Source organism: Collinsella aerofaciens (assembly GCF_015548375.1).
GTDB classification, from domain to species: domain Bacteria; phylum Actinomycetota; class Coriobacteriia; order Coriobacteriales; family Coriobacteriaceae; genus Collinsella; species Collinsella aerofaciens_AB.
In genome coordinates, this window is sequence record NZ_JADMWW010000010.1 from 37,588 (window position 1) to 62,151 (window position 24,564).

Annotated in this window: 21 protein-coding genes; 3 read left to right on the plus strand and 18 right to left on the minus strand. The window is 54.9% G+C overall.

The window, feature by feature from the left end; all coding sequences use genetic code 11:
- Nucleotides 1-337: 337 nt before the first annotated feature.
- From I1969_RS05725 to I1969_RS05810, 18 genes are all read right to left on the minus strand, one after another.
- Nucleotides 338-742 (minus strand): prealbumin-like fold domain-containing protein, encoded by a 405-nt coding sequence (locus I1969_RS05725; RefSeq protein WP_195233761.1) that lies wholly within the window; start codon nt 740-742, stop codon nt 338-340.
- Nucleotides 743-1,157: 415 nt separating this feature from the next.
- Nucleotides 1,158-1,562, minus strand: a complete 405-nt coding sequence (locus I1969_RS05730; protein WP_229028282.1) for a family 4 glycosyl hydrolase — start codon at nt 1,560-1,562, stop codon at nt 1,158-1,160.
- Complete coding sequence (locus I1969_RS05735) at nt 1,522-2,661, minus strand: class C sortase (RefSeq protein WP_195233763.1); 1,140 nt, start codon at nt 2,659-2,661, stop codon at nt 1,522-1,524. Before I1969_RS05735 ends, I1969_RS05730 begins: the two co-directional genes overlap by 41 nt.
- 165 nt (nt 2,662-2,826) lie before the next feature.
- Nucleotides 2,827-4,587 (minus strand): isopeptide-forming domain-containing fimbrial protein, encoded by a 1,761-nt coding sequence (locus I1969_RS05740; RefSeq protein WP_195233771.1) that lies wholly within the window; start codon nt 4,585-4,587, stop codon nt 2,827-2,829.
- Between the two features lie 39 nt (nt 4,588-4,626).
- Nucleotides 4,627-7,674 carry a SpaA isopeptide-forming pilin-related protein gene (locus tag I1969_RS05745; protein WP_195233773.1) on the minus strand — a complete coding sequence of 1,016 codons (3,048 nt, stop codon included), beginning with the start codon at nt 7,672-7,674 and terminating at the stop codon, nt 4,627-4,629.
- On the minus strand, nt 7,662-7,850 hold the full coding sequence (locus tag I1969_RS05750; protein ID WP_195233775.1) for a hypothetical protein: 189 nt from the start codon (nt 7,848-7,850) through the stop codon (nt 7,662-7,664). Before I1969_RS05750 ends, I1969_RS05745 begins: the two co-directional genes overlap by 13 nt.
- A 448-nt stretch (nt 7,851-8,298) precedes the next feature.
- Nucleotides 8,299-9,120 (minus strand): HAD family hydrolase, encoded by an 822-nt coding sequence (locus I1969_RS05755; protein ID WP_195233776.1) that lies wholly within the window; start codon nt 9,118-9,120, stop codon nt 8,299-8,301.
- Between the two features lie 224 nt (nt 9,121-9,344).
- Nucleotides 9,345-10,625, minus strand: coding sequence for an MFS transporter (locus I1969_RS05760; RefSeq protein WP_195233778.1), 1,281 nt, complete (start codon nt 10,623-10,625; stop codon nt 9,345-9,347).
- A gap of 391 nt (nt 10,626-11,016) precedes the next feature.
- Nucleotides 11,017-12,318, minus strand: coding sequence for a molybdopterin-guanine dinucleotide biosynthesis protein B (gene mobB, locus I1969_RS11310; protein WP_271748024.1), 1,302 nt, complete (start codon nt 12,316-12,318; stop codon nt 11,017-11,019).
- Between the two features lie 4 nt (nt 12,319-12,322).
- Complete coding sequence (moaA, locus tag I1969_RS05770; protein WP_271748025.1) at nt 12,323-13,378, minus strand: GTP 3',8-cyclase MoaA; 1,056 nt, start codon at nt 13,376-13,378, stop codon at nt 12,323-12,325.
- Nucleotides 13,379-13,613: 235 nt separating this feature from the next.
- The gene (locus I1969_RS05775) at nt 13,614-14,288 is read right to left on the minus strand and encodes a hypothetical protein (RefSeq protein WP_195233780.1); all 675 of its coding nucleotides are present in this window, start codon (nt 14,286-14,288) and stop codon (nt 13,614-13,616) included.
- Nucleotides 14,288-14,650 (minus strand): hypothetical protein, encoded by a 363-nt coding sequence (locus I1969_RS05780; protein WP_195233782.1) that lies wholly within the window; start codon nt 14,648-14,650, stop codon nt 14,288-14,290. Before I1969_RS05780 ends, I1969_RS05775 begins: the two co-directional genes overlap by 1 nt.
- Before the next feature lie 312 nt (nt 14,651-14,962).
- Complete coding sequence (locus I1969_RS05785) at nt 14,963-16,609, minus strand: recombinase family protein (RefSeq protein ID WP_199572093.1); 1,647 nt, start codon at nt 16,607-16,609, stop codon at nt 14,963-14,965.
- An 80-nt stretch (nt 16,610-16,689) separates the two neighbouring features.
- Complete coding sequence (locus tag I1969_RS05790) at nt 16,690-16,992, minus strand: hypothetical protein (protein ID WP_033121834.1); 303 nt, start codon at nt 16,990-16,992, stop codon at nt 16,690-16,692.
- A gap of 18 nt (nt 16,993-17,010) precedes the next feature.
- Nucleotides 17,011-18,300: a plasmid recombination protein gene (locus I1969_RS05795; protein ID WP_033121833.1), complete on the minus strand. Its 1,290-nt coding sequence runs from the start codon at nt 18,298-18,300 to the stop codon at nt 17,011-17,013.
- A 346-nt stretch (nt 18,301-18,646) separates the two neighbouring features.
- Nucleotides 18,647-18,880, minus strand: a complete 234-nt coding sequence (locus I1969_RS05800) for a type 2 periplasmic-binding domain-containing protein (RefSeq protein WP_229028283.1) — start codon at nt 18,878-18,880, stop codon at nt 18,647-18,649.
- A 382-nt stretch (nt 18,881-19,262) separates the two neighbouring features.
- Entirely contained in the window at nt 19,263-20,636 is a 1,374-nt protein-coding gene (locus tag I1969_RS05805) for a DNA primase family protein (RefSeq protein WP_271748027.1), read from the minus strand.
- Nucleotides 20,611-21,231: a CHC2 zinc finger domain-containing protein gene (locus I1969_RS05810; RefSeq protein ID WP_033121509.1), complete on the minus strand. Its 621-nt coding sequence runs from the start codon at nt 21,229-21,231 to the stop codon at nt 20,611-20,613. The genes I1969_RS05805 and I1969_RS05810 overlap by 26 nt, the downstream gene beginning before the upstream one ends.
- 222 nt (nt 21,232-21,453) lie before the next feature.
- Here I1969_RS05810 and I1969_RS05815 point away from each other — a divergent pair, with 222 nt between their 5' ends.
- The 3 genes from I1969_RS05815 to I1969_RS05825 are packed head-to-tail and all read left to right on the plus strand — an operon-like array spanning nt 21,454 to nt 24,501.
- Entirely contained in the window at nt 21,454-22,560 is a 1,107-nt protein-coding gene (locus I1969_RS05815) for a DUF6076 domain-containing protein (protein WP_033121508.1), read from the plus strand.
- 10 nt (nt 22,561-22,570) lie between these two features.
- Nucleotides 22,571-23,278 carry a hypothetical protein gene (locus I1969_RS05820; protein WP_055228676.1) on the plus strand — a complete coding sequence of 236 codons (708 nt, stop codon included), beginning with the start codon at nt 22,571-22,573 and terminating at the stop codon, nt 23,276-23,278.
- Nucleotides 23,279-23,313: 35 nt separating this feature from the next.
- Nucleotides 23,314-24,501 carry a sigma-70 family RNA polymerase sigma factor gene (locus tag I1969_RS05825; RefSeq protein ID WP_195233784.1) on the plus strand — a complete coding sequence of 396 codons (1,188 nt, stop codon included), beginning with the start codon at nt 23,314-23,316 and terminating at the stop codon, nt 24,499-24,501.
- Nucleotides 24,502-24,564: the final 63 nt, after the last annotated feature.

Here is a 24,564-nt window from a genome sequence, read left to right on the forward strand (position 1 = left end):
GCGGGCGACCAGTTTCCGGTGTTGTTAAATGTCCGGACTCCGAACCACGGGCATTTCAATTTGCACGCGCGGCGCAAATGCCTTCTACCGTCCGCACCGCGCGTGCGCCTACGGACCTTAAACTGAACCTTATAAGAGTCAAGAAACGCGATGACGAACGTACCCGCATCGGACGGTGGAGCCTGGCTGCGTTATCCCAAAAAGAACGGGGCAGACTCCAGTGCGGAGTCTGCCCCGAAAAGAGAATGGCAAAGCAAGAACGTCGATGGACGAGAAAAGTGTCCGCAAGTCTCATGGCCATCACATCCCACCTGCCAAAGGGATGGGTGAGTGAGCGTTACTCCTGCTCGGACTCCTCAGCCTGCTTACGGCTGCGGATGAGGTGTGCCACGCCGATGCACAGCACTGCGCTGCCAGCGATCCAAGTGAAGGTCACGCCGTTAAGACCGGTCAGCGGGAGGCCGGAGCCTTTCTTGTTCTTGACGGTAAGGGTAACGGTGCCGCCACCAGAAGAGGAATTGGTGACGAGACCAGAACCATTCTTGGATGTGGTCACCGTCAACGTATTCTCGCCCTCATTCTGATTAAGACCCGTGGCAGTAATGGTGAACGTGAATTTGGGCACGGTGTTATAGCCGGAGAGCGTATGGGTCTCCTCGACCGTGTAAGCGCCAGCATCGAGGCCCTTGACGCTGATTTCGCCCTTATCATCAGTCGTAAAATCATAAGCAGTATTGCCCAAAGAACCGTTCACTTAGACATACTGGGCGCCGGCGCCCTCGTCGATTCCCTTGGAAGAGGTGCCGGGCGGAGAGCGGAGCATGGCCACCGGACCCACCGAAACACATCTCCACCGTTCCTTCAACTGGGAAAATGCCGCCCCGGAGCCCGGGAGGGACCCCGGGGGCTTTCGGCTAACTGCGGGAACGGCCTATCCGCTCAGTATGTTCAGCTGAGATCAGAAATCAACCGGAGAAATCGACCCTACTAAAAGGAGGCCGTATATGAAGACTGTATATCCCTTTTGCCTCCATATACACAAGAAGCGCCCCTCGGGGCGCTTCTGAGAGGCTCCCCCCTAGGATGGACCCCAGGGGGAGCCTATGGACCTCAAAGGCCGCTGCGAACCGTTCGCAGTCGGGCCGTCGAAGGCCTCGTTACTTAAGCTCAGGCCAGAAATCCTTGTTGGCCTCGATCATGTCGTCGAGAATCTCCTTGGCGACCGTCATGGACGGCACGGTCTTGTTGAGCGTGAACGCCTTGAGCGCCTTCTCATACGAACCCTCGATGCACGCCTCGACCACGAGCTTCTCGGAGTTGAGCTGCTGCATCATGAGGCCCTGCTGGAACAGCGGGATGTTGTCGCGCGAGATGACCTCGGGGCCGTTCTTGCCGATGTAGGCGGGAAGCTCGACCATCGCGTCGTACGGCATGTTCGGGATAGCGCCGCGGTTCTGGCAAATGACCAGGAAGCGAGCGAAGGCGCTGCACTTCGAGCGATATTGAGCACCAATGCAGGCGCTACCGCAGGTGTCGCCCGCGATACTCGGGTGAATAAGCATCGGAATCGGGGGAAGCCGAGGAGGCTGAAGCAGAGGAGGCGAAGGGGGCCGCAGGCCTGGAGGCTCCCACGGCCCACCCGTTTCCGCCATCGCCACCAGCCGCGTCGGCGTCCAGCGTCACCGCGGCGGCAACGGCGGCACGCTGCGCCGCGCGCCGCTTCTTGCGCACGCGCCCGGCCACAACGAGACCCACAACAATCGCCAGCAGCGCGCCCAGAACGCCCAGCGCCACCGCGGTGGTGTTGATGCCCTGCGCGTCCTCGGGCACGGGGACCTCATCCGGAATGCTTGCACGCACACCCGATACCAGCAGGCGGTGCGAGTTCACGCCGTAGGGCGTGCAGGTCATGAGCGTCACGCGGTCCTCGCCGGCGGTCACGCGCAGCTTGGAATCGTCGTCGGGCTCAATCACGTCTATGCGGTCGATCTTGTAACCCAGCTCCTCGCCCATCACCTCGATGTAGAACGAGTCGCCCACCTGCAGCTCATCCAAGCGCGTGAACAGGAGCGAGCCCGGCACGCCACGGTGACCGGTGAGCACGGCATGCGTGCTCTCGCCGCCCACGGGCAGCGACGTTCCGTACAGGTGGCCGGCGCCCGCGGCGAGCACCTCGGTGGAGGTGCCGTGGTACACGGGCAGATTCACGTCGATCTTGGGGATACGCACCGAGCACATAAGGCCCGATCCCGCGTTAAGGAGTCCCTGGTAGGTGGTATCTTGCGAGGCGATGGAATCCTCAGAGCCAGAGGCGGTGGAGGCGCCAGAGGTGTTTCCAAACGGGTCCACGACCTCGCCGATAACGTCCTGACCGCCGGCAGCCAGCTGCTCGTTATAGGCGCGAGCGGCCGCGAGGGCCTCCTCCGCTTGCGGATAGGGCCAGCCATCCACGGTGTTTTGCGCAGCGGTAACGGCGGCAGTTTGCTCGGCCTGGGACATGGCGCGCAGGACGAGGGGCGTGGCCACGATAACAAAGCCGGCGGCAAAGCACAGAAGGGAAAGCAGGCGCAGGACGAGGGGCGGTTTACGCCGGCTGGTGGAAGCCGGGTTCGAACCGCCCCTCGGCGTGCGCATCGTCGATACGGGCTTGATTGCCTTCATGTGGTTCACCTCCGGGGGTGTGGGTGCGAGGACACGGTTAATGCACCACACCCCGCCGCGGGTCCAAGCGCGACGGGGTGCGGCGAAAGGGAATGTGAGAACGCGGCGCACGGGCGCTGATAGGAGACGACGATCGCCCGCTCGCCGCGTCATCAAGCTAGGGGATTAAGAGCGCATACGTGCACTCAGGGCGAAGGCGGCGCCAGCAGCCATGAGCAGCACGCCCACGGTGATGAAGACCTTGATGCCCAGGTCACCGGTCAAGGGCAGCTCGGTGAGGTTCTTGGCGTTCTTAACCGTAGCCTGGCCATCGCTGGTCCCAACGGAGATACGATCATCGCCGGTTTTCTTGCTGTAAGACACGGTTGCAGTTTCAGGCGTCCCAGAGAAGGTAGCACCAATAGTGAAGGTAAAGTCAGGCAGGCCAATGTTGGTATAACCGGTCGGAGCCTTGATCTCGTAGACGTGGTAGGTGCCAGCAGGCAGACCGGACATGGCGATCTTGCCGTTACCATCGGTGGTGAACACATCATCGGCTGCATCGGCATTGGGCTTGTCAGTAGTGAGATTCTTCCAGACCTTGGTCTCGGTGTCTTGGGTCATGAACGTCTCGGTGCTACCGTTCACGCGGGCAATCGCGAACTTAGCACCAGAAAGCTCTTTTTTGCCAGCCATGTCGGTCTTCAGGATACCGAACTTGTAGGTGTAGACACGAACCTCGGGACCGGGAATCCTGGTGAACTTGTTATCAGGCGTGTGGGAGTACTCGAGCTCGACAGAGTTGGGGTTGCCCACGGAAGCGATGGTCGCGTCCTTGTTGACGGTAGCCTCGAACTCAACGGTCACAGTTGCGCCCTCGAGAATGCCATCGGTAGAGGAGGTAGAGCCAGCTGCCTTGTTAACGTAGTTGGCCAGGTCGATGGTGGTCACCTTACCGCCAGCATACTCGGCGTTGTAGCCTTTCTGATCCTCGGTAAGGGCATAGAAGTCAGAAGAAACGGCATAGTCTTTATCGGTCAGGGTAACTGTATCAGTACCCTTGGTGAGTTTAACGGACTTCACAGAGCTCACGTCAACCGTCAAACCCTTGGATGCGGTATCGATAAGCTTAAACACACGGGGTGGAGTGGTCATGTCGTAGCCGGTGTAGGTCGGAATGACGGAGCTGAGCTCATACTTCACAACACCACCGATACGGGCGTCAGCTTTGGTGCCGCCAGTAACAGTGCCGCTAACAGACTCGGTGATCTTCTTGTCAACGGTCGGCACGTTCATCTTCAGGATAACCTGGCCCCAGGTCGAAGTCTGGTCGTAGCCATCGAGCTTCGTGGCTACGATTATGGGAATAGACTGCGTCGTCGGATCAGCAGAGGTGTCCTTCAGGAACCAAAGGCCCTGTTCACAGGTATTCTCGGAACCGGTGGCGCTGCTCTTGAAATCAGCCTTATCAGCATTAGGCGCGTCGTCCTCGGCGAGCTTCTTGGAGAGCGTCGTGGCGAAAGTGCGCAGCGCAGACGCGTCTCCACCCCACGGATCGTTCGGCTCGCTGAGGTCCTTGAAGACGTTGGCAACCAGGTAACCGATCGGGTTGTTGTCTGTGCCGCCCGGAGTATAGTAGTTGCCGTCTGCCTTGTACGCTTTGAGCTGGTCCTTGGTCATCGAAGCTTCGATCTCGTCCACAAGATTATCATTGGTGTCGATGAGGAACGTGAGGTTATTGTTGGCATCCGTGTCAATGTTCTTCAATGAAGCGAGCTTCCAGCCGGAGAGCGTGTGCTCAACGCTATCGTTCTCAGCGTTCGTAATCTTGATGGTTCCCTGTGCGGGATCCGCAGCCTTGGCCACAGGCGCTCCACCCAACAGGCCGGTTACGGCGATCGCTACGGCGGCGGCGCCGGCGATCAGCTTTTGTACGAATCGGTTCATGATTCCCCTTTCAGAAATGAGCCCGACATTCATAAACATCTATCTACCAGCGCCATCGGACGGGTCGTCCTGGCGGCGCTTTGTAACGAACCAATACGCTCCCGCAGCGATGCCGCTCAGAAGCATGAGACCGGCGCCCACGAGGAGCATGGAGTTTTCGGTCCAACCCGCGCCGGTGAGCGGGAGGTCCGTGAGAACTTTCACGTTGGTGAAGGTGGAGGCAGGGATGGCGTTGGGCGCGTCGACGGTGCCGATGTCCTTATTAACGGTGTTGCCCATGTCGTCCTTCACCTGCGTGACCGTGGTGGAGGTGGTGAGGCCGGAGTACTTGCCGGCGTCATTCAGCTTGGCCTTCACCGTGACGGCCACCTGGTACTCGGCCTTGGAGTAGCGGAGCTTGTCGATGGCGCCGGTGGTAGGCGTGACCTCCTTCACCGTGTAGGTATAGGTCTTGGCGCCAGTCGGGTTCGAAGCGTCGTTCGTGGCGAGGTGCTTTTTGGAGAACGAGATTTTGCCAAAATATGCCACGATGTCGTTGACCTTGGTGGAGTCTGCGGGAGCGACGGAAATAGGCTTCGGGCCAGGCTTAGGCGCGCTATCCTTATTTGGCCCCGTAGCCTCGATGCTGAAGTCGAACGCAACGTAGTTACCGTTGGAATCCTTCGGCCAATCCGTATTACGGACGGACTTAATCACCGGGATTTCCACGGACGTAACGGAGCACGAGTCGGAGATGTAGACGTTGCTCCCGTCAATCGTCGGTTTCTTGCCCTCGGTCCACGCAATGGAGCCATCCGTGCTGGACACCGTGAACTCGTAGACCGTCGAGTTCTTCTCGTAGCCAAACGGAGCCTGGATCTCAACAAGCGTGTACGTACCCGGCAGCAGGCCCTCGAGCTTGAACTTGCCAGACGTGCCATCAATGTCTTTCCACGTGATCTCACCCGAATCCGACTGATCGCTCACGGTCCAGGACTGGTTAACGTCCGTACCATCGGCGTCCTTGGTCTTGGTGAGCTTCCACTCAGAACCAGCCAAAGGAGTGTGTCCTGCGTCGCCCTCCGCCACCTTGGTCCAAAACACCGTACCGGTAATCTTGGCGTTGGGGATGGCGCTCTGCGGACGTGAAACCTCATTGCCGTTGGCGTCCACGTTGCCCACAAGGTTGAGTTCATCGCCCGTGTGGAACATCTTCGAGGTATAGATCGCATTGGAAAGCTCGTAGCCCTCCGGCGCCTTAGTCTCGCGAATGTAGTACGTGAAGTAGTCTTTGTCATCAGGGTTGCCAATATTGGCCTTCTGGTTCAGGTAGTTGAACTGAATGGTGCCAACGGCAGGATCGGAGTCATTCTTGCCGTTATCCACAATGGAGACGATACGTTTCTCATCCTTCCGTGCATTGTCCTCAGTCGCGTAGATGGCCCACTCGGAACCCGCGAGCGGTTTGTCGTCCGCCGCATCGACCTTGCTCCACGCAACGGCGGAGCCGCCGGGCGTGTAGGTACCGGACCACGGGAAGTTGTGACGCTCCTGGTCCATGTCGATGACGGAAGCCGAGTTACCCTCACCAAATTGTGCGGCAACCTTCGGGCTGTTCATTGAGAAATCGACACCCACATAAACGCGACCGTTGGTGGTCACATGGTCGTCGAAGCTTCCGTTGGGTACAAGGATGCTGCCGATCATAGCCGCCGCAGGATCGTCGTCAGTCCACTTGGCACCAGTGGCTGCGCCATCGTATTCCCAGTCCGCGCGGTCCTCTCCCGCGATGCCGCCCCGAATGGTAAGGCTTTGCGTATCAACAAAGTTCCATATGACGGATTGAGAAGCCGTCGCGTATGCCTTGCCCTCCGCCGTGCCGGAATATCGAGTTTCGTAATAACGCGAAATCTCGGTGCCGTTCCACCAAAAGCGCCAGCCATTGTGAAACTCAATATTCGAAGATCCGGTAACGTTCACAACAACCGAGGCGCCATCTGGAATGCCCTCGAATGCGAAATCAACGCCACGATAATACTCGTTGTTGTATGTATTGCTCAGCTCAGAAGCATCGATGGTGAACACCTGCTGCATAGAGGTGTTGTCACCCTTAAACGTGATAAGACGCTCGCTATTCTTGAATTGCTTACTATTGAGCGACGTATCGGCGCAGTCCTCATTGATGGTCTTATCCGACCCATCAAACACCAGGCCATAGCTATAATCCGTATTGTTGTACTTGTTGATGATGTAGCGGTTGTCCTTATCGCACGCCGGAGCAACGCCGTAGCTCACTTTGCCCGTCTTCGCAAACGAATTCAGCTGATTAGAAAGCGTGTTGAGATAGCCCGTCTCTCCGCTGTAATTCGAATAATCCTTGCCATTAATGTCCTTGAGGAAGTTAACTTGGTTGAACAGAGTACTGTCCTGAGCGTTCTCGCCCGCGTACCAATAACCCTGGGTTTTCACCACAGACTGGCGCCCGTTATTAGTATTCCAATAGGTAATGGGACCGGCGATCTTCGCGGTGTAGTCATAGCCAGCGGAGTCAGCCGTTCTCGCTTTGCCGACCCAAGCGCCTTTGTTCCAAGCGCCAACGGTAGTCTTCCCCGGCAAGTCGCCGCTGTAACCAACGCTCATGTTGGTGATCGCACTGTCGATTCCAGCCACCGCAAGCACGGTGCTGCCGTCGACAGGACGGAACTGGGAACCAAAACCAACGGTGCCAAAGCGGAAACCAGCGCCAATACCTTCATAGGGCCAGCTCTCTTTGAGTGGATTCATGGCAAGCTTGCCACGGACCACGGTAAGGCCCTCCGCCTCAGCGGCATATGAGCCGGCGGGGGCGTTGCTCGCATCAAGAGTTTTAGTGTTGCTCGGTTTACCACCGATGTACATGTCGCGGCCGACGTAGGTGGCCACGCCGGGATCGGGGGTAGAGACATCGATATTCGTACCGATGCCGATAGGCGTGGGCTTGTAGATGCCCTTGTTCACAGTGGTAGCCGCGCTCGCAGAGGTGGCCGCGCTGAACGGGGACAGCAGCGTGCTTGCAACGAGAACAGTTGCCATAAAGCTACATGCGGCGAACTTCTTCACTTTGAGCACCCCATTACAGTTTCCTCGGTAGAAACTGTCTGGGTGTCGCTGGCGATGGCCTGCGAAATCGGGGGCATAACGAGCGACAGTACCAGGCTCAAAACGGAAGCTCCGCACAAAACACCTGCCAGCACACGATGTGCCGCTTTATTGTCCTGCTTAGATTTATCTGAATTTGCTGTCATCGATGTCTCCTCCCCAAGAGACCGCGATCTTGCTCTTTCACGAATTAGTATAGAGCGCGCAACCTATAATTGCTCGCGCAAGATATACATATTATTACTCATTGTTTAAACAACGAAAAGCCCGATTCTGTCAATTTCTTTTCTCAGAGTCTTTTCCTTGACATTTATTTAATCATGCTGTGTTATTCGATTTTTCAATTATGGAAAACCGCAGGTAGAACTGCTGGCAAATATAGAGAAATGACACTCTGTTGTTATTTGTACAACATTTTGTTTTAACCTACTCAATCTGTGAACGGTCGATATTTGGCTGCGAGTGGTCGTTTGTTCACCGCGTCGATTCGCCTCGGAACAATAAGCGTCCCGGCAATCGGTTGCCGGGACGCCTGATCGAACCACCACAAAGGTGCCTGTCCCCTTCGTGGTGGTTTTTGTCCAGCGCGCAGTACTACAGCAGGTGCTCCTGGATAAAGATCGCGATACCGTCTTCGTCGTTGCTCGCGGTTACAAAGTCCGCCGCGGCACGGGTGGCGTCGCTGCCGTTTGCCATGGCCACGCCCACGCCGGCGTCGGCCACCATGCCGGCGTCGTTGTCCGCATCGCCGAACACGCAAATGTTCTGGAGCCCCATGTCATTGAGTTCCGCGACGCGCCGCAGGCCGCGCGTCTTGGACACGCGCAGATCCATGAACTCGTAGAGCCACTGCGTGGTTTGCAGAGCCGCCGCCTTAACAGTGTCATCGACAAACGTCGATGCCCGCTCAATCACCCGCGGCATTACCTCGGGCGCCATGGTAAACATCACCTTGGGCTGCGGCTCGCGCAAGAACTCGGCAAAATCGACCACCTGGTAGGGCACGCCGTCGACGCGCGACAGGTGCTCGACGCACGCGTTGCTCTCGGGCACGTAGAACACGCCGTCTCGGGGGCAGACGGGCGTTGCCGGAAGGTCCGCCATGTGCTTGCAGATACGCGCGATGGTCTCGCCCGGCAGCGGATAGCTCAGCTCGTTGATGTCGTGCGCGCGGTCGATGACCTCAGCGCCACCGCAGCCCACGAGCACGTCCACCAGGCCTTCGATGCCCCAGAGCTCGTACATGGCCTCGGTCGCGTGGGCGTCACGCCCGGTGCACAGGCCAAAGAGCACGCCGCGCTCGCGCAGGGCGCGGATCGCCGCCACGGTGCGCGGGGACACCGTGTGCTGGCTCGTGAGCAGCGTGCCGTCGATATCGCAGAACACGGCTTTGATGTGGCTGAAGGTGGCGTCCATGGGGGCCTTTCTGGGTTGTGCGGCGGTGTGGGGTGTATTCGTGAACGGCGTACATGGTATACCAAGGCGCGGGCGCGTCCCGTCAAAGCAAAAACCACCACAAAGGTGTCTGGCCCCTTTGTGGTGACCGGACCCGAAGGGTGGCCTGGCCCGGGGCGCAAACCATCACAACATTCGACGTTTTTCGGCAAAATCGCGATTTTCATCGAATGTTGTGATGGTTTTTACTGCCTTGCGGCACGATCAAAATGCCGGCGTCCAAACAGCAGCAACGCCGCGGGAACTGCCGTCACGACCATGCCCGCCCCTACGAGCGCCTGTTGCACGCCAAATGTCGCCGCCAGCCACGGGGCAATCGCCAGCGGGGCCACGCCGGCGAACATATTGCCAAAACCCATGACCGAGTTGATGCGACCGAGTTGCTCGAGCGGGGCCGTCGTTTGCACGATCGTGTTGTGGAGCGGGTTGACGACGCCCCAGGCCACACCCAGGGCAATCTGGCCGACGAGGGTCACACCCACGTACGGCGTTCCCACGTAGAGCAGGCTTCCCAGGCCCACGGACATAAGCGCCGCGAGCAGCGTTTTAAGGTTGATTAGGTGCGGCGGCAAACGAAGCGCAATAACAGCGCCCAGCACCGCGCCCACACCGCTGGCCGACGAGAGCCAGCCCATCCATTCGACACCGACATGTAGGACATCGCGGTAGAAGAACGACTCCAGTGGATCGAAGGCGCCGTAGCCAAAGTTTGAAAGAAAAATAATGCAGAACAGCAGGGCGAGGATGCTATTGGTAAAGACCGTCTTGATACTGGTCGCGAAGGTGACGCGGGCGGATGTGCTGGGGTTGGAGCTTTGTCCCGCACGCCCCCCTTCCTCTGCCGAATCGGCATCCGCATCTCCGGCGACATGGCTGGTCTGCGGTCTAAAGCCCCAACCGGCGACGAGCGCCAGTACGGTAAAGATCATCATGAGCACGAACACCGCACGCGACGACGCAGCAGCTGCGACAAAGCCGCCCAGTGTGGGGCCGACGATAATGCTCACGTTGGAGAACATGGCGATGGCGGAGTTGATGTCTTTGAGCTCGACAGGATCGTCAGTGAGGTAGGCTGGATAGGATGTGGCGATGGGCTGGGCGAATCCCATCACAAAGCCCAGGAGCACCGCGCCGAGCAGGACGATGCCGGTCGCGCTGCCAAAAACGAGGATCGCCGCGCCGGTTGCCAACGTGCCCACGATGCTCAGCAAGAAATGACGGCGCGGGCCCCAGGCGTCAAGCGCCGCGCCACCCGCAAAGGATCCCAAGATCACGAATACGTTCATAAACAGGACGGCCAGCGATGTCGCCACGACCGAGGCATCGTCTGCATAGGTGAGCGTTCCGATGACGCCGATGAAGTAGCTGGTCTGAAAACCGGTGTAGATGAGAAAGCGCATCGCCACCAGGCGTTTGGCCTGCACGGACAGCGAAGGTTGAGGCTTTGAGAAAAGAGAGGCGAGCATGGAGACTCCTTGTTTCGTACGAATGCGGACGGCGGGCATTCGCCACCGTCTGTCAAATCAATCTATCCGCATGAAACATTAAGGACGCATCAAGCCCCTTCTCTCCGTTTTTGCCAGCACGAACTACTTGGTAGATTGTAAGGCATGTCCCACACATCCACCAAAGCAAAAACCGCCACAAAGGTGCCTGGCCCCTTTGTGGCGGAAATGACGTTTGCCCAGATAAAACCTGCCAAAATAAACCTGTCCCTTTTTGGCATGTTATGGCAACGCAGCGAGCCGGTTCCAAGTACCCCAGGTCGCCCCGAAAGATGAGCAACGCGTACTTTGGTACGCGAGCGACGGCTTGAGGGGCGAGATGGGGTGCTTGGAGCTGGCGCAGCGTCAAGCCTTAAAGGTGATCTTGGATAAGGTCGCAGATGGCTCGGGCGTCGTTGATGTTGATGGCTCGGGTCGCGAAGCCGGCATCGAATGCCTGGCGCGCCAGAGCCTCGTTGCAGGCAAGGGCCAGCGTGTGACCATCGACCAGGTCGAGCGAGCTCTTGCCGCGCAGACGGTCAACACCAGAGCGCGCGACCACGATGTTGTCGAAGCCCTCGGTCTTGTAGCCCTCGATGATCACCACGTCGACATCGTTGTAGCGCGACAGCAGCTCACGCGCGGGCATCTCGTCCTCCTCGCGCGTGTCGGCGTACTCCGCCCAGCGCGTGGCGCAGATGAGGCCCACGTGCTTGGATCCGGCCTGGTGATGGCGCCAAGTGTCCTTAGCGGGCACATCGATATCAAAGCCGTGGTGCCCGTGATGTTTGAGCGAACCCACGCGCAGGCCGCGGCGGGTGAGCTCGGCGATAACCTTCTCGACGAGCGTGGTCTTGCCCGAGTTTTGGTAGCCGATAAACGCGATCGCGGGGACGGCCGGAGTGGGAGCTGCGGGAGCGACGGCGACGGGTGCGCTTGCGGGCGCGGCACCGTCAGCGGCCACGGCCTCAGTAGCAGCGGCCTGGCGCTCTGCGCGATCCCACACGCCCGAGCGGCCGCCCTCCTTGTGCAACAGGCGCACGTCGACAATCTCCATGCCGCGATCGACGGCTTTGCACATGTCGTAGATCGTTAGGCACGCGGCACTCGCGCCGGTCAACGCCTCCATCTCGATACCCGTCTTGCCCGTCACGCCGGCCGTAACCAGTACGTGAAAGCCAACCTGCCCGTCCGTGCGCGCCGGTGCCCAGCCCTCGGGCACGTCCTCGGCCGGCGTCCCCGCCGCAGCGATGGGCGCAATGTCGCACTTGCTCTTGGTAATGAGCAACGGATGGCACATGGGGATGATGTCGCTCGTGCGTTTGATGGCCATGATGCCCGCCACGCGCGCGCAAGCGAGCACGTCGCCCTTTTTGGCGCGGTCCTGCAGCACCATGGCCTGCGTCTCGGGGTGCATTAGGATGGTGCCCTCGGCGATGGCGATGCGATGGGTCTCGGCCTTGTCGGACACGTCGACCATGCGCACCTCGCCCTTGGCGTCCACATGCGTCAGCTCGTCGCGACGGGCGTCGCGGGCGGGCTCGGTGGCAGCACTGGCAGTCGGCTGTGCGGACGCGTCGGCGTTACCAGCATTCGCCGCAGCCGTGCCTTTGTGGGCAGACATCGCGGCCCTGCGAGCGGCCTTGGTGGCATCGGCGTACCTGCTCTTGGCCATATGATCATCCTCCGATTTGGGACATAAATCGTTGCGTGCCCTCAATTATCGCGTGTTCCTGCGGTTTGTGGGCCACGGCATCGCGCCAAATCGAAAGTACCTGCATATCGTCACCACGGCGCAGGGCGTCGCGCACCGAATACTCGGCATCACTGAACAGGCACGGACGCACGTTGCCATCGGCCGTCAGGCGCAGACGGTTGCAATTCGCACAAAAATGGTTGGACATGGCGCTAATGAAACCGACCGTTCCCGTCGCGCCAGGAAAGTGCCAATAGCGCGCAGGGCCCGCGCCGGCAGGAGCGTCGTTGATGCCGAGCGGCTCGAGCTCGCCCAGCCCCGCCGCGGCTGCCCCGGCATTGATGCGCGCCCGCAGCTCGTCACTCGGCACGGTGTCGCTCGCGTCCCACAGCTCGGGATTGAGCGCGGGCGCGTGAGGGTCCACAGCGCAATGCGAGCTCGTGTGCTCGTCGCCGATGGGCATGTATTCGATAAATCGCAGGTGGATGGGGCGGTCGAGCGTGAGTCGCGCGAGGGCCGCCACATCCTGGTTGAGCCGGCGCACCACAACACAGTTGACCTTAACGGGCTCAAAGCCCCAAGCCAGCGCCGCGTCGATGCCAGCCATGGTCTGCTCGAGCCGACCCAGACGCGTGATCTTTCCAAAGAGCGTAGGGTCGAGCGTGTCGAGCGAGATGTTGACGCGGTTAAGCCCGGCATCTTTGAGCTGCGGCGCCAGCTTGGGCAGCAGGGCGCCGTTGGTGGTGAGCGAGATGTCCTCGATCTGCGGAATCGCGCGGATGTCGCGAATAAGCGGAATAATACGGCGGCTGACCAGCGGCTCGCCGCCCGTCAGGCGCACGCGGCGAATGCCCTCCCCCGCCACCAAGCGCACAAAGCGGGCGATTTCCTCGGCACTGAGCAGCTCGTCGTGTGCACGGGGCGCCACGCCATCGGCCGGCATGCAATAGATGCAGCGGAAATTGCACTTGTCGGTAACGGCAATGCGCAGGTAGTTGATGTCGCGGCCAAAGCCGTCATGTTGCACGTGCCCGTCCACGCGGCCCTCCCCTCACGCGGCGTTTTATTCTTCGGAAAACATAATACCCCACGAGAGAATTATGCCGACACCCGTACGACAGGACAGGTCGCTTCGAGCAAGACCGGCTTCCCAAGCCCATCCTCAGCATACAAACCATCACAACATTCGATGCTTTTCCCGTTTTTGGCGATAAACGTCGAATGTTGTGATGGCTTGCCTGCCCACGGCACCCCGTAGAAGGACCAAAACGCCCCTAAAGGCCGCCGTCCCAGTGTCGAATCACGAATTCTCGCAGGTCGTTTTGACGTTTCTGGAACGCTTCGCTTCGGTCGCACTTAAGGCCCATAGCGAGCGCGATAGCGTTCATCGCCCGGTGCAATTGCAGCTGGTGGGCAAACTGAGTCCCGGTGAGGACGATCATCCTAAAGCCCAGCGCGCTCAGCACGGTCATGCGCTCCGCATCCGACGCACTGCGCTGTTTATCAAGATGGTCCGAGCCGTTGTATTCAATCCCCGTACCGCTCGCAGGCGCATATACGTCGATCTCGAAATACCCGGCCTTTGCGAGATACTTGAACTCGTTGGGAACATCGACCCGATGGTTGAGCTCGATCTTGGCATATCCCAGCCCTCCCTGGGAACGTTTTGCTACGACCATGATTGCAGTGGCCGTCTCCATGGGCGATCGCGCGCCATCGTGCACGCGCTTGAGCACGGCGGCCGCGCGTATGGCCCCCTGACAAGATCGGTTCTCATTGCAATAGGCAATCAAGTCGGCAACGGTATACCTCTGCCCCATCTCGATATAATCGCCTGTCGACAGATGATTCAAATGGTATCGAGCGCAGATTTCGTAGCCATATTCCAGCTGCTCGGGCTCGCTCATCCACGAACCCGCTTGGACAAAGCACATGGCCTCATCAACCACTAGAAGGCCCTCTGCCACCTCGATAAGATGGTCTGAAGGTACGGCGCTCCAAACACGTGGCGCCTGAATCCAGCCGGCGTCGAGCGCTCAAAATCGAAGTTGACGAGCGTGTCGATATGATCGAGCTCTTCTCGTGGAATACCAAGCGAAACCAGATAGTCGGTAACGATCCCAACTGCCGTTGAAGCCCTCAGCCCCTTGGCATCGAGTCCCAATTTGGGCAGGCTCGCGGTCGGCTCCGCCTCGTTAGCAAGCGAGTCCTCATCGTATAGGCTGCTTGCTCGCGAGAGCGGCTCGGACGGGCGCGCCACGTTGTGGTACAGCCAGGCAGTCTTATGGGACAGGACAATCGGCAGGTCCATGAGCCCTCCAATGGAGTCGGATAACCAACCTTATTCCCCTGCCCACGGGTCCGCACACCTTCGTGCGCAAGAAAGCGATTCCACCCGGTCGAGTGGCAGAAAAACCATCACAACATTCGATGCTTTTCCCGTTTTTGGCAAAAAACGTCGAATGTTGTGATGGTTTGAGGCGAGGTGAGGGGCACGGAGGGGTCAAAGCATCGTACTCGGAGCGTGACTTTTTTCGCCCTGCCGCCAACACAAACCTTGACTCTACAAGGCTTAATAGTGACAAGTAACTATTTTGTCGCAGAGAACGGTGTGACCCGAAGGTCACGCCGTTTTTCTGTGTTCATAGGTTGTTTGCGTGATGATAGGCTCGGAAATAACGGGAATATCTACATCGTCCACGAAGTTGAAGAAAATCTTCACTTTCTGCTTGCGCTTGCCGCTGGATTTGTCCGGGGCATAGACGATGATTTTCTTGATATACTCGTTCACGATGGTCTGTGTCAGCTCCTCCACATCCACATATTTCTGTGTCAGGGCGATAAAGGCATCCAGACCGTCGTTCATTTCTTCCCGCTGTTCCACCCATTCTTCGATAACTTCAATTTCGAGCTTTAACCGTTCCTGCTCCGCTTCATAGTCCGCAGACATCTTTCTGTATCTGTCCTGATTGAGATTTCCAAGAACATAGTCCTCGTACAGCCGGGCGATGATGACATCCAGATCGGCAAGGCGTTTCTTTGCCTGTTCCAGCTTCTTTTTGTCATCCCGGATGCTGCGCTCCTGGTCAGTCCTGCGGCATTGCAGCCATTCCTCCTGAAAACCGTCCACATCGCTTCGGATATACTCATTGACTGCCCGGATGCGTTCCAGAACGATTTCACGAAGCACATCTTCCCGGATATAGTGGGCAGTACAAGTACCACGGTTGCTCTTGTAGTTGTTGCAGACGTAGTGATCCTGCTTGCCCTCAAAGCTTTTGCTTGTGGCAAAGTGGAGCTTGCCGCCGCAATCGGCACAAAACAGAAGCCCGGAGAACAATCCCTGCCGTTCCGCTTTTGCGGGGCGGCGTTTGTTTTTCCTCAGTTCCTGCACCCTGTCAAACTGTGCCTGAGATACAATCGCTTCCTGTGTGTCCGGCAGATAAAACATATTCTCCGGCTCATTGGGAATCCGCTTTTTCAGCTTGTAGGACTTGGAATAAGTCTTGAAGTTGCAGGTACAGCCTGTGTACTCCTGCCGTTCCAAAATCCCTGCAATGGACTGGTTGCCCCAGTGGTACGGTCTTTCCGGCATCGGCTTTTTCTTTCGCTTGGCATAGAGTGCCTTTGCGGTCATAATCTGCTTTTCTTCCAGAATCCTTGCAATCTGCTCCGGGCCTTTGCCGTCAATGCAAAGGTCGAAGATGAGCTTGACTACCGGAGCCGCTTCTTCATCCAGAATCCAGTGATCCTTGTCCTCCGGGTCACAGCGGTATCCGTAGGGCGGTTTGCCCATGTGCTTCCCACTGGTTCCTCTCTGCCGCAAACTGACACGGACTTTCTTGCTGGTATCACGGGGATACCACTCGTTGAACAGATTACGGATTGCGGCGAAGCCCTCGCTGTCTCCCCGGTTGCTGTCTACGCCATCATTTATAGCGATAAAGCGGACATCATAACTCGGAAAGATAATATCCGTATATTGTCCAACAGTCAGATAGTCACGACCAAAGCGGCTGAGGTCTTTGACCAGCCAGCAGCCCACAAGCCCCTGCTTGACAAGCTCAAAGCCTTCCTGCACACCGGGACGATTGAAGTTCGTCCCCGTATAACCGTCATCCACCAGAATTTTCAGGTTTGTATACCCGTGGTCACGGGCATATCGGGTTAAATACTCTCTCTGATTTGCGATACTGTTACTCTCGCCTTCCTGGGCATCCTCGTTGCTCAGACGGCAATAGAGAATGGTAATTTTCTGCTGATCCAACATAATATCCTCCTTCGGTGGTTGGTCAGCCGACAGTACCGTTGTGCATATTGGAATTATATCATGCTTTTGTGTCGCAGTCATTAACAAATCACCCCCTTGTCAGAAAAAATGAGCCGTTTTACCTTGTCGGTAAGTGGCTCATTTCCATCACACTCCGTTTCAATCACATACCATGTGTTTCCGATCTTGCACTCAATGGTTTTGCAGAAAGAGGACTGTGCCGCTTCCCAACGCTTGCGGCATTCTTCCAGAAAATCAATAGGCGGCTCAAAAATCGGATCGAAGCAGGAGCAAATATCAATATAGCCGATGGCATCGTTGATTTCTTCCATCGGGGCATCTTCCATAATCATCTTGTTAATTTCATCTACGGTTTTCTTCATAGGCAAATAGTTCCTTTCTTAAATTTCCATGTCCTGTCCACGATTGCGGGCAGGGTGTTTGTGTTCATACAGTTCCTTTCCCCTGGCGAGGATGGCATTGATAAAAGCCCAGACCTTTTCAGATGCAATCTCAATCGCATCCAGGAAAGGCTGGGCTTTCTGTTTCAGCTCCTCATAGTCTTTGTTCAGTTTTTCAAAACGGTCTTTCCATATCTTTGCGTTTTTATCTGCCTGCTCGAATTTCTGCTTGTATTTCAGCTTCTCAGACTTTTCCGCAAAGCTGCTGACCGCATAATCCTTTAGCGTGCGGCACTCATCCGCCGTCATGGTAACATTTCCCGTAATGGGATTTTTCTTGCCCATCGACTCAATCTCATGTGCAGTCATAGCAACAGACTTAGCAGCCTGAGTTTCCTTTTTCAGAGCTTCCAGTTTCTTTTTCTGCTTCTCCGTGGCAGCTTTGGCATCCGCTAAGCTCTGCTCGGCCTGTGCCACCTGTCCGGTCACAGCTTCCAAACGCTGCTGTTCGGCCTGTACCTTGAACTGTGTCACCGTCAGATGTTCTTCGGTGCTGCCACATTCTCCACGCTCTACATCGGTATAACCAGCGTTTCGCATGAAATTGAAAAAGTCATCCTGCAGCACACTGTAGGACGACTTCAAAATCTTTTTCCCTTTTGCGTTCAACATAGGATTTCCGTTTTCATCAAGAACGGGTTTGGATTCCCACTTCTTACTGCGGCTGACCTGTGTGATCGTTTCCTTTACCGTTCCCCGGAGGGATTCATCCTTGCATCGCTTCGACCACAGGATTTGTTTCTCCACCACCGGGATATAAACCACATGAAGGTGATAGTGGTACACATCCTCACCCAGAGCTTCCGACATTGCCCGGTTGCGCTCGTCGGCATGCATTACAGCGGAGAGGATATACTGCTCACCGCCCACGATCTCCACGGCGGCTTTATAGGCATCGGCATAAAACTGTTTTGCAAACTCATAGCCGCCGTGGTTGTAGAAATAAGCGGAGTTCACATCGAAAACCAACTCGCCATATTTGACGGCATCCGGTTTCAGCCCTCTGGTGGAGATGATCTTGTCCTGCTCCATCTGCTCAAACATTTTTACATAATCGTCAGTGGGAGACTTGAAGTGAACATTCAGCGCAGTACGTTCCGGCACGATGTCCACATTGGAATAACGGTCTTTTTCACGCTCATTGTGTTCCTGTACTTTTGTCACATCATCCGGAGTTTCCAAGTCCTGATTTCTGGCTAAGGTACGATCAATTCCATCATTTCTTGCCATAGATTTTTGTCCTTTCTTTAAGATTTGCAGACAGCGGAGGGCTGAGGAACGGCACTTTTTCAAAGTGTAATAACCCACTATTACACTTTCATCCATGCTGGCTACAAAGTGCCGTGGGCTCTCCGAGGGCTCTCCCGAGGGGGAATGCGGTCACTGCGGTGACCTCTGCTGACCAAGGCAAAATGTCTGCGCCTTTTACCTTGGTCAGCCCGTCTGCATGAAGCTGTTCTGCGGAACATTTCTTGCAGACGATGGCAGCGAAAACCGTATCTTTCACTGCCTGTCCATGGGCAGCACTGCGGTGCGCCTATGGGGACGGGAGATGCGGAGGGCTGTTGCCGGGGTATCACTTCTCCCGTCTTTTCTGCCATACGATGTCGTAACCAAGCACAGCGGCAAGCTCCAATACTTCCTTGTATCGTATACTTTCCCGCTGTAATTTTGCGGACAGGTTGGAAACGCTGTCGCTCCAACCGTACTCGTCCGAGAGCAGGTCAACAACTTCCTGCATGGTCATCCCGGCACGGATGATCTGTGCCTTTATTTCGTTGCGTATATTCATATTGATAAAATCCTCCATAATTCAGTTCATGTGTCGGTGCAACCTCTGCGCTCCAAGGTGGAGTGGATGCACCGAACAGTGAAAAATCTGCAATCTCCGAAATCCGTTCAGAATTTCGCTTGTGATGTCCTGTCCATATATGACCATATCCCACTTTGCCGTTTTGTGTGGTTTGGTCTGGAACAGTGAAAACACCCATTGTTCCGTGAACAGGGTACACGGTTCAGAGAAGCACGATTTCGTGAAATAGTTTCGTCCTGCGGTCAAAAACTTTGCTGTTTCCATTACCATTGATTTTTAATGCCCGAAAACAGGTCAGCTTTGAAAGCTGCTGTTTCCTATAACGGAAGAAAACAGGGGTAAATGCTGCGTACATACGTACAGAGCATGACTGGCAAAATCAATCCCGCCAGTCCTCCGGTACGTACGTACACGGCGAAACATCGTAAAATCCATTTATATGAGGTCTTGCCACAGCTTCCACGCCCATAAAGCCCCACACCCGCCGTCCGGCAGAGTTGGTGATGTTGTTGCAATGCTCCAGATTGAATCTCCCGGCATTGGCAATCATGGCATCGCTGAATCTACGGGCTTTCAGCGGTGCAAGGGAGTTTTCCTCACACCACATCCGGTAGATTTCATAGAAATCCTTAGAGCTGATGGAAGCATCCGCTTTCAATCGGATGTATCCCTCCGACTCCATGAAATCAAAGATATTGTTGTTGTCACGCTTGACCGCTTCCCGGTTTTCCCGGATACGGTCACTCTCCGTAAACTTAAAGTTGTTGGCAACAAGCCGCTGTAAGCCTTCAAATGCCCACAGGAAGATACCCTCGGCTTCAGCTTTCATCTTCTCTGCAAGGTCAGGATCATCGGCTCTGTCCATGGGCTTTTCTTTGGTGGTCAGCACAAGCTGTCTGCGGTAAAAACCATCGCTGCGATCATATAGGGCTTGCAGATCACCATTGCTGAATGCCAGCAACCGGGCAAACATCCAGCCCTGATAACTCTGCTTGCCCTTGCGTTCCAAGTCCATTTTGCCCTGTGCAGTCACGATGGATTTTACATAGTTGGTCTGACGCAGAGCTTCCATCCGCATATCATCATCCACGCACAGCAGGATGTGTTCCAGATCGGCACGGGCAAAACGGTTTTCAGAAATCTTCCCGATGCTGCCGTCTTTCATATTCGTGCCGAAGATGGTGGACAGCACCGCACCGATTTGAGATTTACCCTCGCCACCGTTGCCTTTAATCACCATCATGCGCTGCCCCTTGTTGGAGGGAATCAGGCAATAGCCGATAAACTCCTGCAAAGTTGGAATGTCCTCGGCGTAAAGCAACCCATCCAGAAAGTTCAGCCAGATCACCGGTGCAGGAGCATCGGGATTATAGCCGACAGGCAGACGGCTTCGCACGATAGCCGGTCTGCCTTCGGTGAAAGTGCCGTTCAAGAGCAGCGTACCGTTGGCAACATGGATGCGATCCTGCTCCGGAGGGAAGTCAGACACCTGCGCTTCCAGTTTCAGCACTTCCAGAATGTTGGTGATCTTCCGTGGGATGTTGTTCACGGCACAAAATTTCAGCTTGTCGTAAATCTCCCCACGCAGAGGAAGGTCATCCGTCACTCGACCATCGGGCGTGAAAAAAGCTCCGTTTGCGAAGATGATTCTGCGCTCATGCAGAAATTCTTCACAAAACAGAGCTTCGTTGATGTTCTGCCCGTCAAACCAGACAGGAAAATTCATATTAGGCGTTTTCCGGTTCTTCGCCACGGTGCGCCACCTCCTTTTTCTTTCGTGCGGTATACTCTTGCAGAAAAGCAATTTTGTCGTCCTGCATCAGCTTGTCCACCAATGCCACCCGTTCTTCCAGATCACCCACCGTCAGCACATCTGCCATATATTCGATATAGCAGTGCATCTGGCAGGCTTCCACAAAACGGTCATCCAGAGCATCTTCCGGTGTCTTGGGTGCGTATCGTATTTTCCAATCTTCCAGCAGATGCAGATAATCCGTCAGCACCCGGAAACACAGCATTTCATTCTCCCGGAACTGACGGATATAGGGACGCTTTGGCTTGACCATAGCTGCGGCAGTGGGCGGTTTCGGGTCAAGCCCGAAGTCCGCAGCCAGCTTTTGCGCTGCTTCATAACTGCTCAGATCGAACAGTCTTGCCACAAGGTCGATTACATCCCCCTTGGCTCCGCAGCCGAAGCAGAAGAAATAATCCTCGTTCAGCTTCAAGCTCGGATGCCTGTCGTTGTGGAACGGGCAGCAAGCCATACCATTGCGGTTGACATTCAGCCCGTAGTGTTTTGCGGCTTGCTTTACGCTGATTGCCGCCTTGATGATTTCATAGATTGTCATAGAAAAACCTCCGTTCATAGTATTTAGAAAGCACGAAACACCCGCCGTGATTGGCAGGGGTTTGGCTCCTTCTACTATGGTTATGCCGGATTTTTCAAAAAACAGGCTAATCGGAGGACAACCCCGTTTCAAAAAACAGGACAACTTATGGATAGATGTAGATTTCTTTACATTAGCATGATAGAATTAAGAAAATGAAAAAACAGGACAGGAGGGGCAAGCATGAACCAAGAACTGATGACATTGGATTTTTGGCAGGATACGGTCATATATGAGGGAAAAACACTTCCTGTCGGCGCTCTTGCCTGTGATGCGCTGAATGTCCCTGCGGATACCATCGCAAAGATGAACGAGCAATGCGAGAAAATCAATCTGCTGCTTGGAATATTAAACGCCGGACAGGATGCTTCTGCACTCTGTCCTATTGCAACGGAAGCTGCTCTGACGATGCTTGATATTCTCAGTCAAACACCGCCGTTCTCCTATATGAATATCTCAAAGCACAGAGAACGGATTGAAAAAGTCTTTACTGTGGACAATGCGCTGAAATATGTGGAGTTTGCCATAAAAGCCGCAACCAATTCTTTGCAATTTGAAGAAATCCAGAACTTTGCCGATGCGATGATGCTCCAACGTTATACCGCAGTTTTCGGGCATCTGGCATACTCCCTTGGGGAATACCAAACGGCCATGCTTGATTTTGCAGAAAAATCAGACGGCAATGAAGCAGAACGCACCGCAGAGGGTTTTGCAAAAATGTTCGGCGACTATTTTCCGCCGGAGTTCTCTATCACGGAGGGCAATGCCTGGATGTCTACTTTGAATAATTCCGTTCAGTATATATCGGTCATCCGTCCCGGCGAAAAAGTTGCGAAGCTGGTCAAGCGGATGCACTATGTATCCTTTGTAGGGATGTTCCGGTCTGATCTTTTTGAGGGCTTATGTGTTGGTCATGCCCCGAAAAAATGCAAAATCTGCGGCAAGTGGTTCCTCACCACCAACGCAAGGCACACCAAATACTGCGGCGGCTATGCACCGGGGGACAAGCTGCACCGCACTTGCCGACAGATCGGCAACCTGAAAGGCAGAGAACAACGGGAGCTTGCGGACGATCATCCGGTGAAACAGATTTATGAGAAACGGCTGAACACCATAAACCGCTATGTGAAGCGTGGTACTCTGGACGCTGATCTTGCAGAGGTTATGAAAAAGCTGGCAAAGGATAAAATGCTTCGAGCGCTGAGCAATGTCGCCTATGCCAAAGGTGATTACGAAAAAGAGATGGGACAGGCTGCTTTGAAGAAAGAAGCAAAATTACGGACGAAATGAGGAATATGTAATGGCACAGAAATATGATTTAACTGATATTGGGAATGCGCTTAGCCGGGTTATGGACAATCCTATGACCAAAATAATCCGTTCTGGCTCTATTGGTGTGTTGGGCGTAGTAAACCCAGTTGCGGGAATTGTAGGCGGAATAGGAAATGATCTTCTATCTGAATACAATACCTTCAAACTCGGCCATCTACTGAACGGTCTTGCATCTGGCTTTAATCTCGAAAGAAGATTGAACGAGCTTTACAACTATGTAAACTCCAGCCCGGAAAAGGCTATTATCGTAGCCAATCTGTTCAAACAAACCGTAAATGCAGAATGCCCAAAGGTTTGCGTTATTTATGGTCTAATTCTTGCAAACCATTTAGAAACACTTACAGAATTCACGCACGAAGAATTGATTGTCTGTAAAGCTTTGGAAAACGCTACGGATTATGATCTGAAGAATTTCAAAGAAATAATGGAGAACTATCTTAAGCCAACATCAAATGGAAGAAGAATTGTATTTCCAAAAGACTTTGCAGATATTGCTGCTTTCACCACCACATGCGATTGGTGTGTATATAATAGAATCTTTGTTTCTCGCACAGCAGAGTGGGGTGAAATGGAAGAAGGCATTTTGGATATGAGCACGTACTATTACGAGGCAAATCCTGCATCTGTTCTTCTGGATAATATAAATGCTGCAAGACAAACTTGGAATTATGGTTAATTATTCCCGCTGATTACTTAGAAGGGAGGTGCGCTATGCTAAATGATTTTTCGTGGAACATGACCGGATACATACCGAAGCACCAAGTTAATCCACACGGTGACGGCATCATCCCCTATGTGGCAGAGCGCATCTTCCAACTGGAACCGGAACCGCCAGCGGTGGACAGTCTGAATGAATATATCCTGTCTGCTTTGCGGGAAAAGAATTTGCTATATTTTTCGTTCTTTCTGCACCACTACGAAACGCAGCTCAACAAGCGCATCAAAGGCTTTCTCAGTGTGGACGGCGGCAATCTGTACGACACAGACCGATTTATCGATATAAAGATCTCCTGCCGGGAGCAAATGCTCCAAAAGCTGATGGACTATGATCCTGCCAAGGGTGCGGAGTATGCTACATACATCTATCCGTTCATCTGGGATTCTATGCTCCGTTTCCGCATGGGCGAAGAAAAATGGTCGGTATCCTCTCTGACCAATTACAAAATGGTGCGATCAATGGCGTGGCTGTACCATAACACCAAAGATGCGGTCAACCAGTTTTCCAAGAAGTATAACTGCGACCTTGCTCTTGCGGAAGAATATCTGAAAGTTGTCCGTGGAATCCGCAACCAGCAGCCGTTCTATATAACGGACGAGGACGGCGAGGAAACAGGCGAGGATATAGCCCTTGACGATAGCTGGAACTATACCGACATCCTCTGGAACGGCATACAAGCAGAAAAGGTACAGCGGGCATTTGAGAAGCTGAATTACCGGGAACAGACCTTGCTCGAAAAACGGTTAGCAATCCGTATGACCTGCGGGCGAGTTGGCTCATGGAAGAACCGCCCCACTTTTGAAGAATTGGCGATTATGTTTGAGGGCAGCACAGCCAGCGGTGCAGAGCGAGCCTACCGGAAAGCGGTGGACAAACTGACAGAACTGCTGGTTGCCGAAGGTGCGCTCCATGCTGTCCGGCTGAAACAGAAAACCAAAACCAAGCGCAAAAAGAAAATCGCCGCCGCAATCTACGAATATCAAGCAGACTGCGACGGCGAATGGGGCGAAATTTCAGTTGATTTTGAGAACGGCACAGCAGAGATTATCCGACTTGCTGATTGGGATACAATTAAAACGAACTGGTTTGCCAAGGAGGCGATCCGGTATATTTTATCATTGTCGCCTGATGCTCTTACAAAATATATGCTCGTCCCCCTTGAGCCGCCACTTATATCTTGAATCCTTACAACCACTGTAAGTGGTATTTGCTGTGTTCCCATGCTATCATTTTATTACAAATGA

Coding starts and splice junctions, on each gene's coding strand:
- I1969_RS05755 (WP_195233776.1), bottom strand. CDS start 9,120: ATGGACGCCACCTTCAGCCACATCAAAGCCGTGTTCTGCGATATCGAC.
- I1969_RS05740 (WP_195233771.1), bottom strand. CDS start 4,587: ATGAACCGATTCGTACAAAAGCTGATCGCCGGCGCCGCCGCCGTAGCG.
- I1969_RS05820 (WP_055228676.1), top strand. CDS start 22,571: ATGGCACAGAAATATGATTTAACTGATATTGGGAATGCGCTTAGCCGG.
- I1969_RS05825 (WP_195233784.1), top strand. CDS start 23,314: ATGCTAAATGATTTTTCGTGGAACATGACCGGATACATACCGAAGCAC.
- I1969_RS05730 (WP_229028282.1), bottom strand. CDS start 1,562: ATGCTTATTCACCCGAGTATCGCGGGCGACACCTGCGGTAGCGCCTGC.
- mobB (WP_271748024.1), bottom strand. CDS start 12,318: ATGGCCAAGAGCAGGTACGCCGATGCCACCAAGGCCGCTCGCAGGGCC.
- I1969_RS05735 (WP_195233763.1), bottom strand. CDS start 2,661: ATGAAGGCAATCAAGCCCGTATCGACGATGCGCACGCCGAGGGGCGGT.
- I1969_RS05800 (WP_229028283.1), bottom strand. CDS start 18,880: ATGGAGGATTTTATCAATATGAATATACGCAACGAAATAAAGGCACAG.
- I1969_RS05760 (WP_195233778.1), bottom strand. CDS start 10,625: ATGCTCGCCTCTCTTTTCTCAAAGCCTCAACCTTCGCTGTCCGTGCAG.
- I1969_RS05785 (WP_199572093.1), bottom strand. CDS start 16,609: ATGTTGGATCAGCAGAAAATTACCATTCTCTATTGCCGTCTGAGCAAC.
- I1969_RS05780 (WP_195233782.1), bottom strand. CDS start 14,650: ATGGACCTGCCGATTGTCCTGTCCCATAAGACTGCCTGGCTGTACCAC.
- I1969_RS05795 (WP_033121833.1), bottom strand. CDS start 18,300: ATGGCAAGAAATGATGGAATTGATCGTACCTTAGCCAGAAATCAGGAC.
- I1969_RS05815 (WP_033121508.1), top strand. CDS start 21,454: ATGAACCAAGAACTGATGACATTGGATTTTTGGCAGGATACGGTCATA.
- I1969_RS05750 (WP_195233775.1), bottom strand. CDS start 7,850: ATGACAGCAAATTCAGATAAATCTAAGCAGGACAATAAAGCGGCACAT.
- I1969_RS05810 (WP_033121509.1), bottom strand. CDS start 21,231: ATGACAATCTATGAAATCATCAAGGCGGCAATCAGCGTAAAGCAAGCC.
- I1969_RS05790 (WP_033121834.1), bottom strand. CDS start 16,992: ATGAAGAAAACCGTAGATGAAATTAACAAGATGATTATGGAAGATGCC.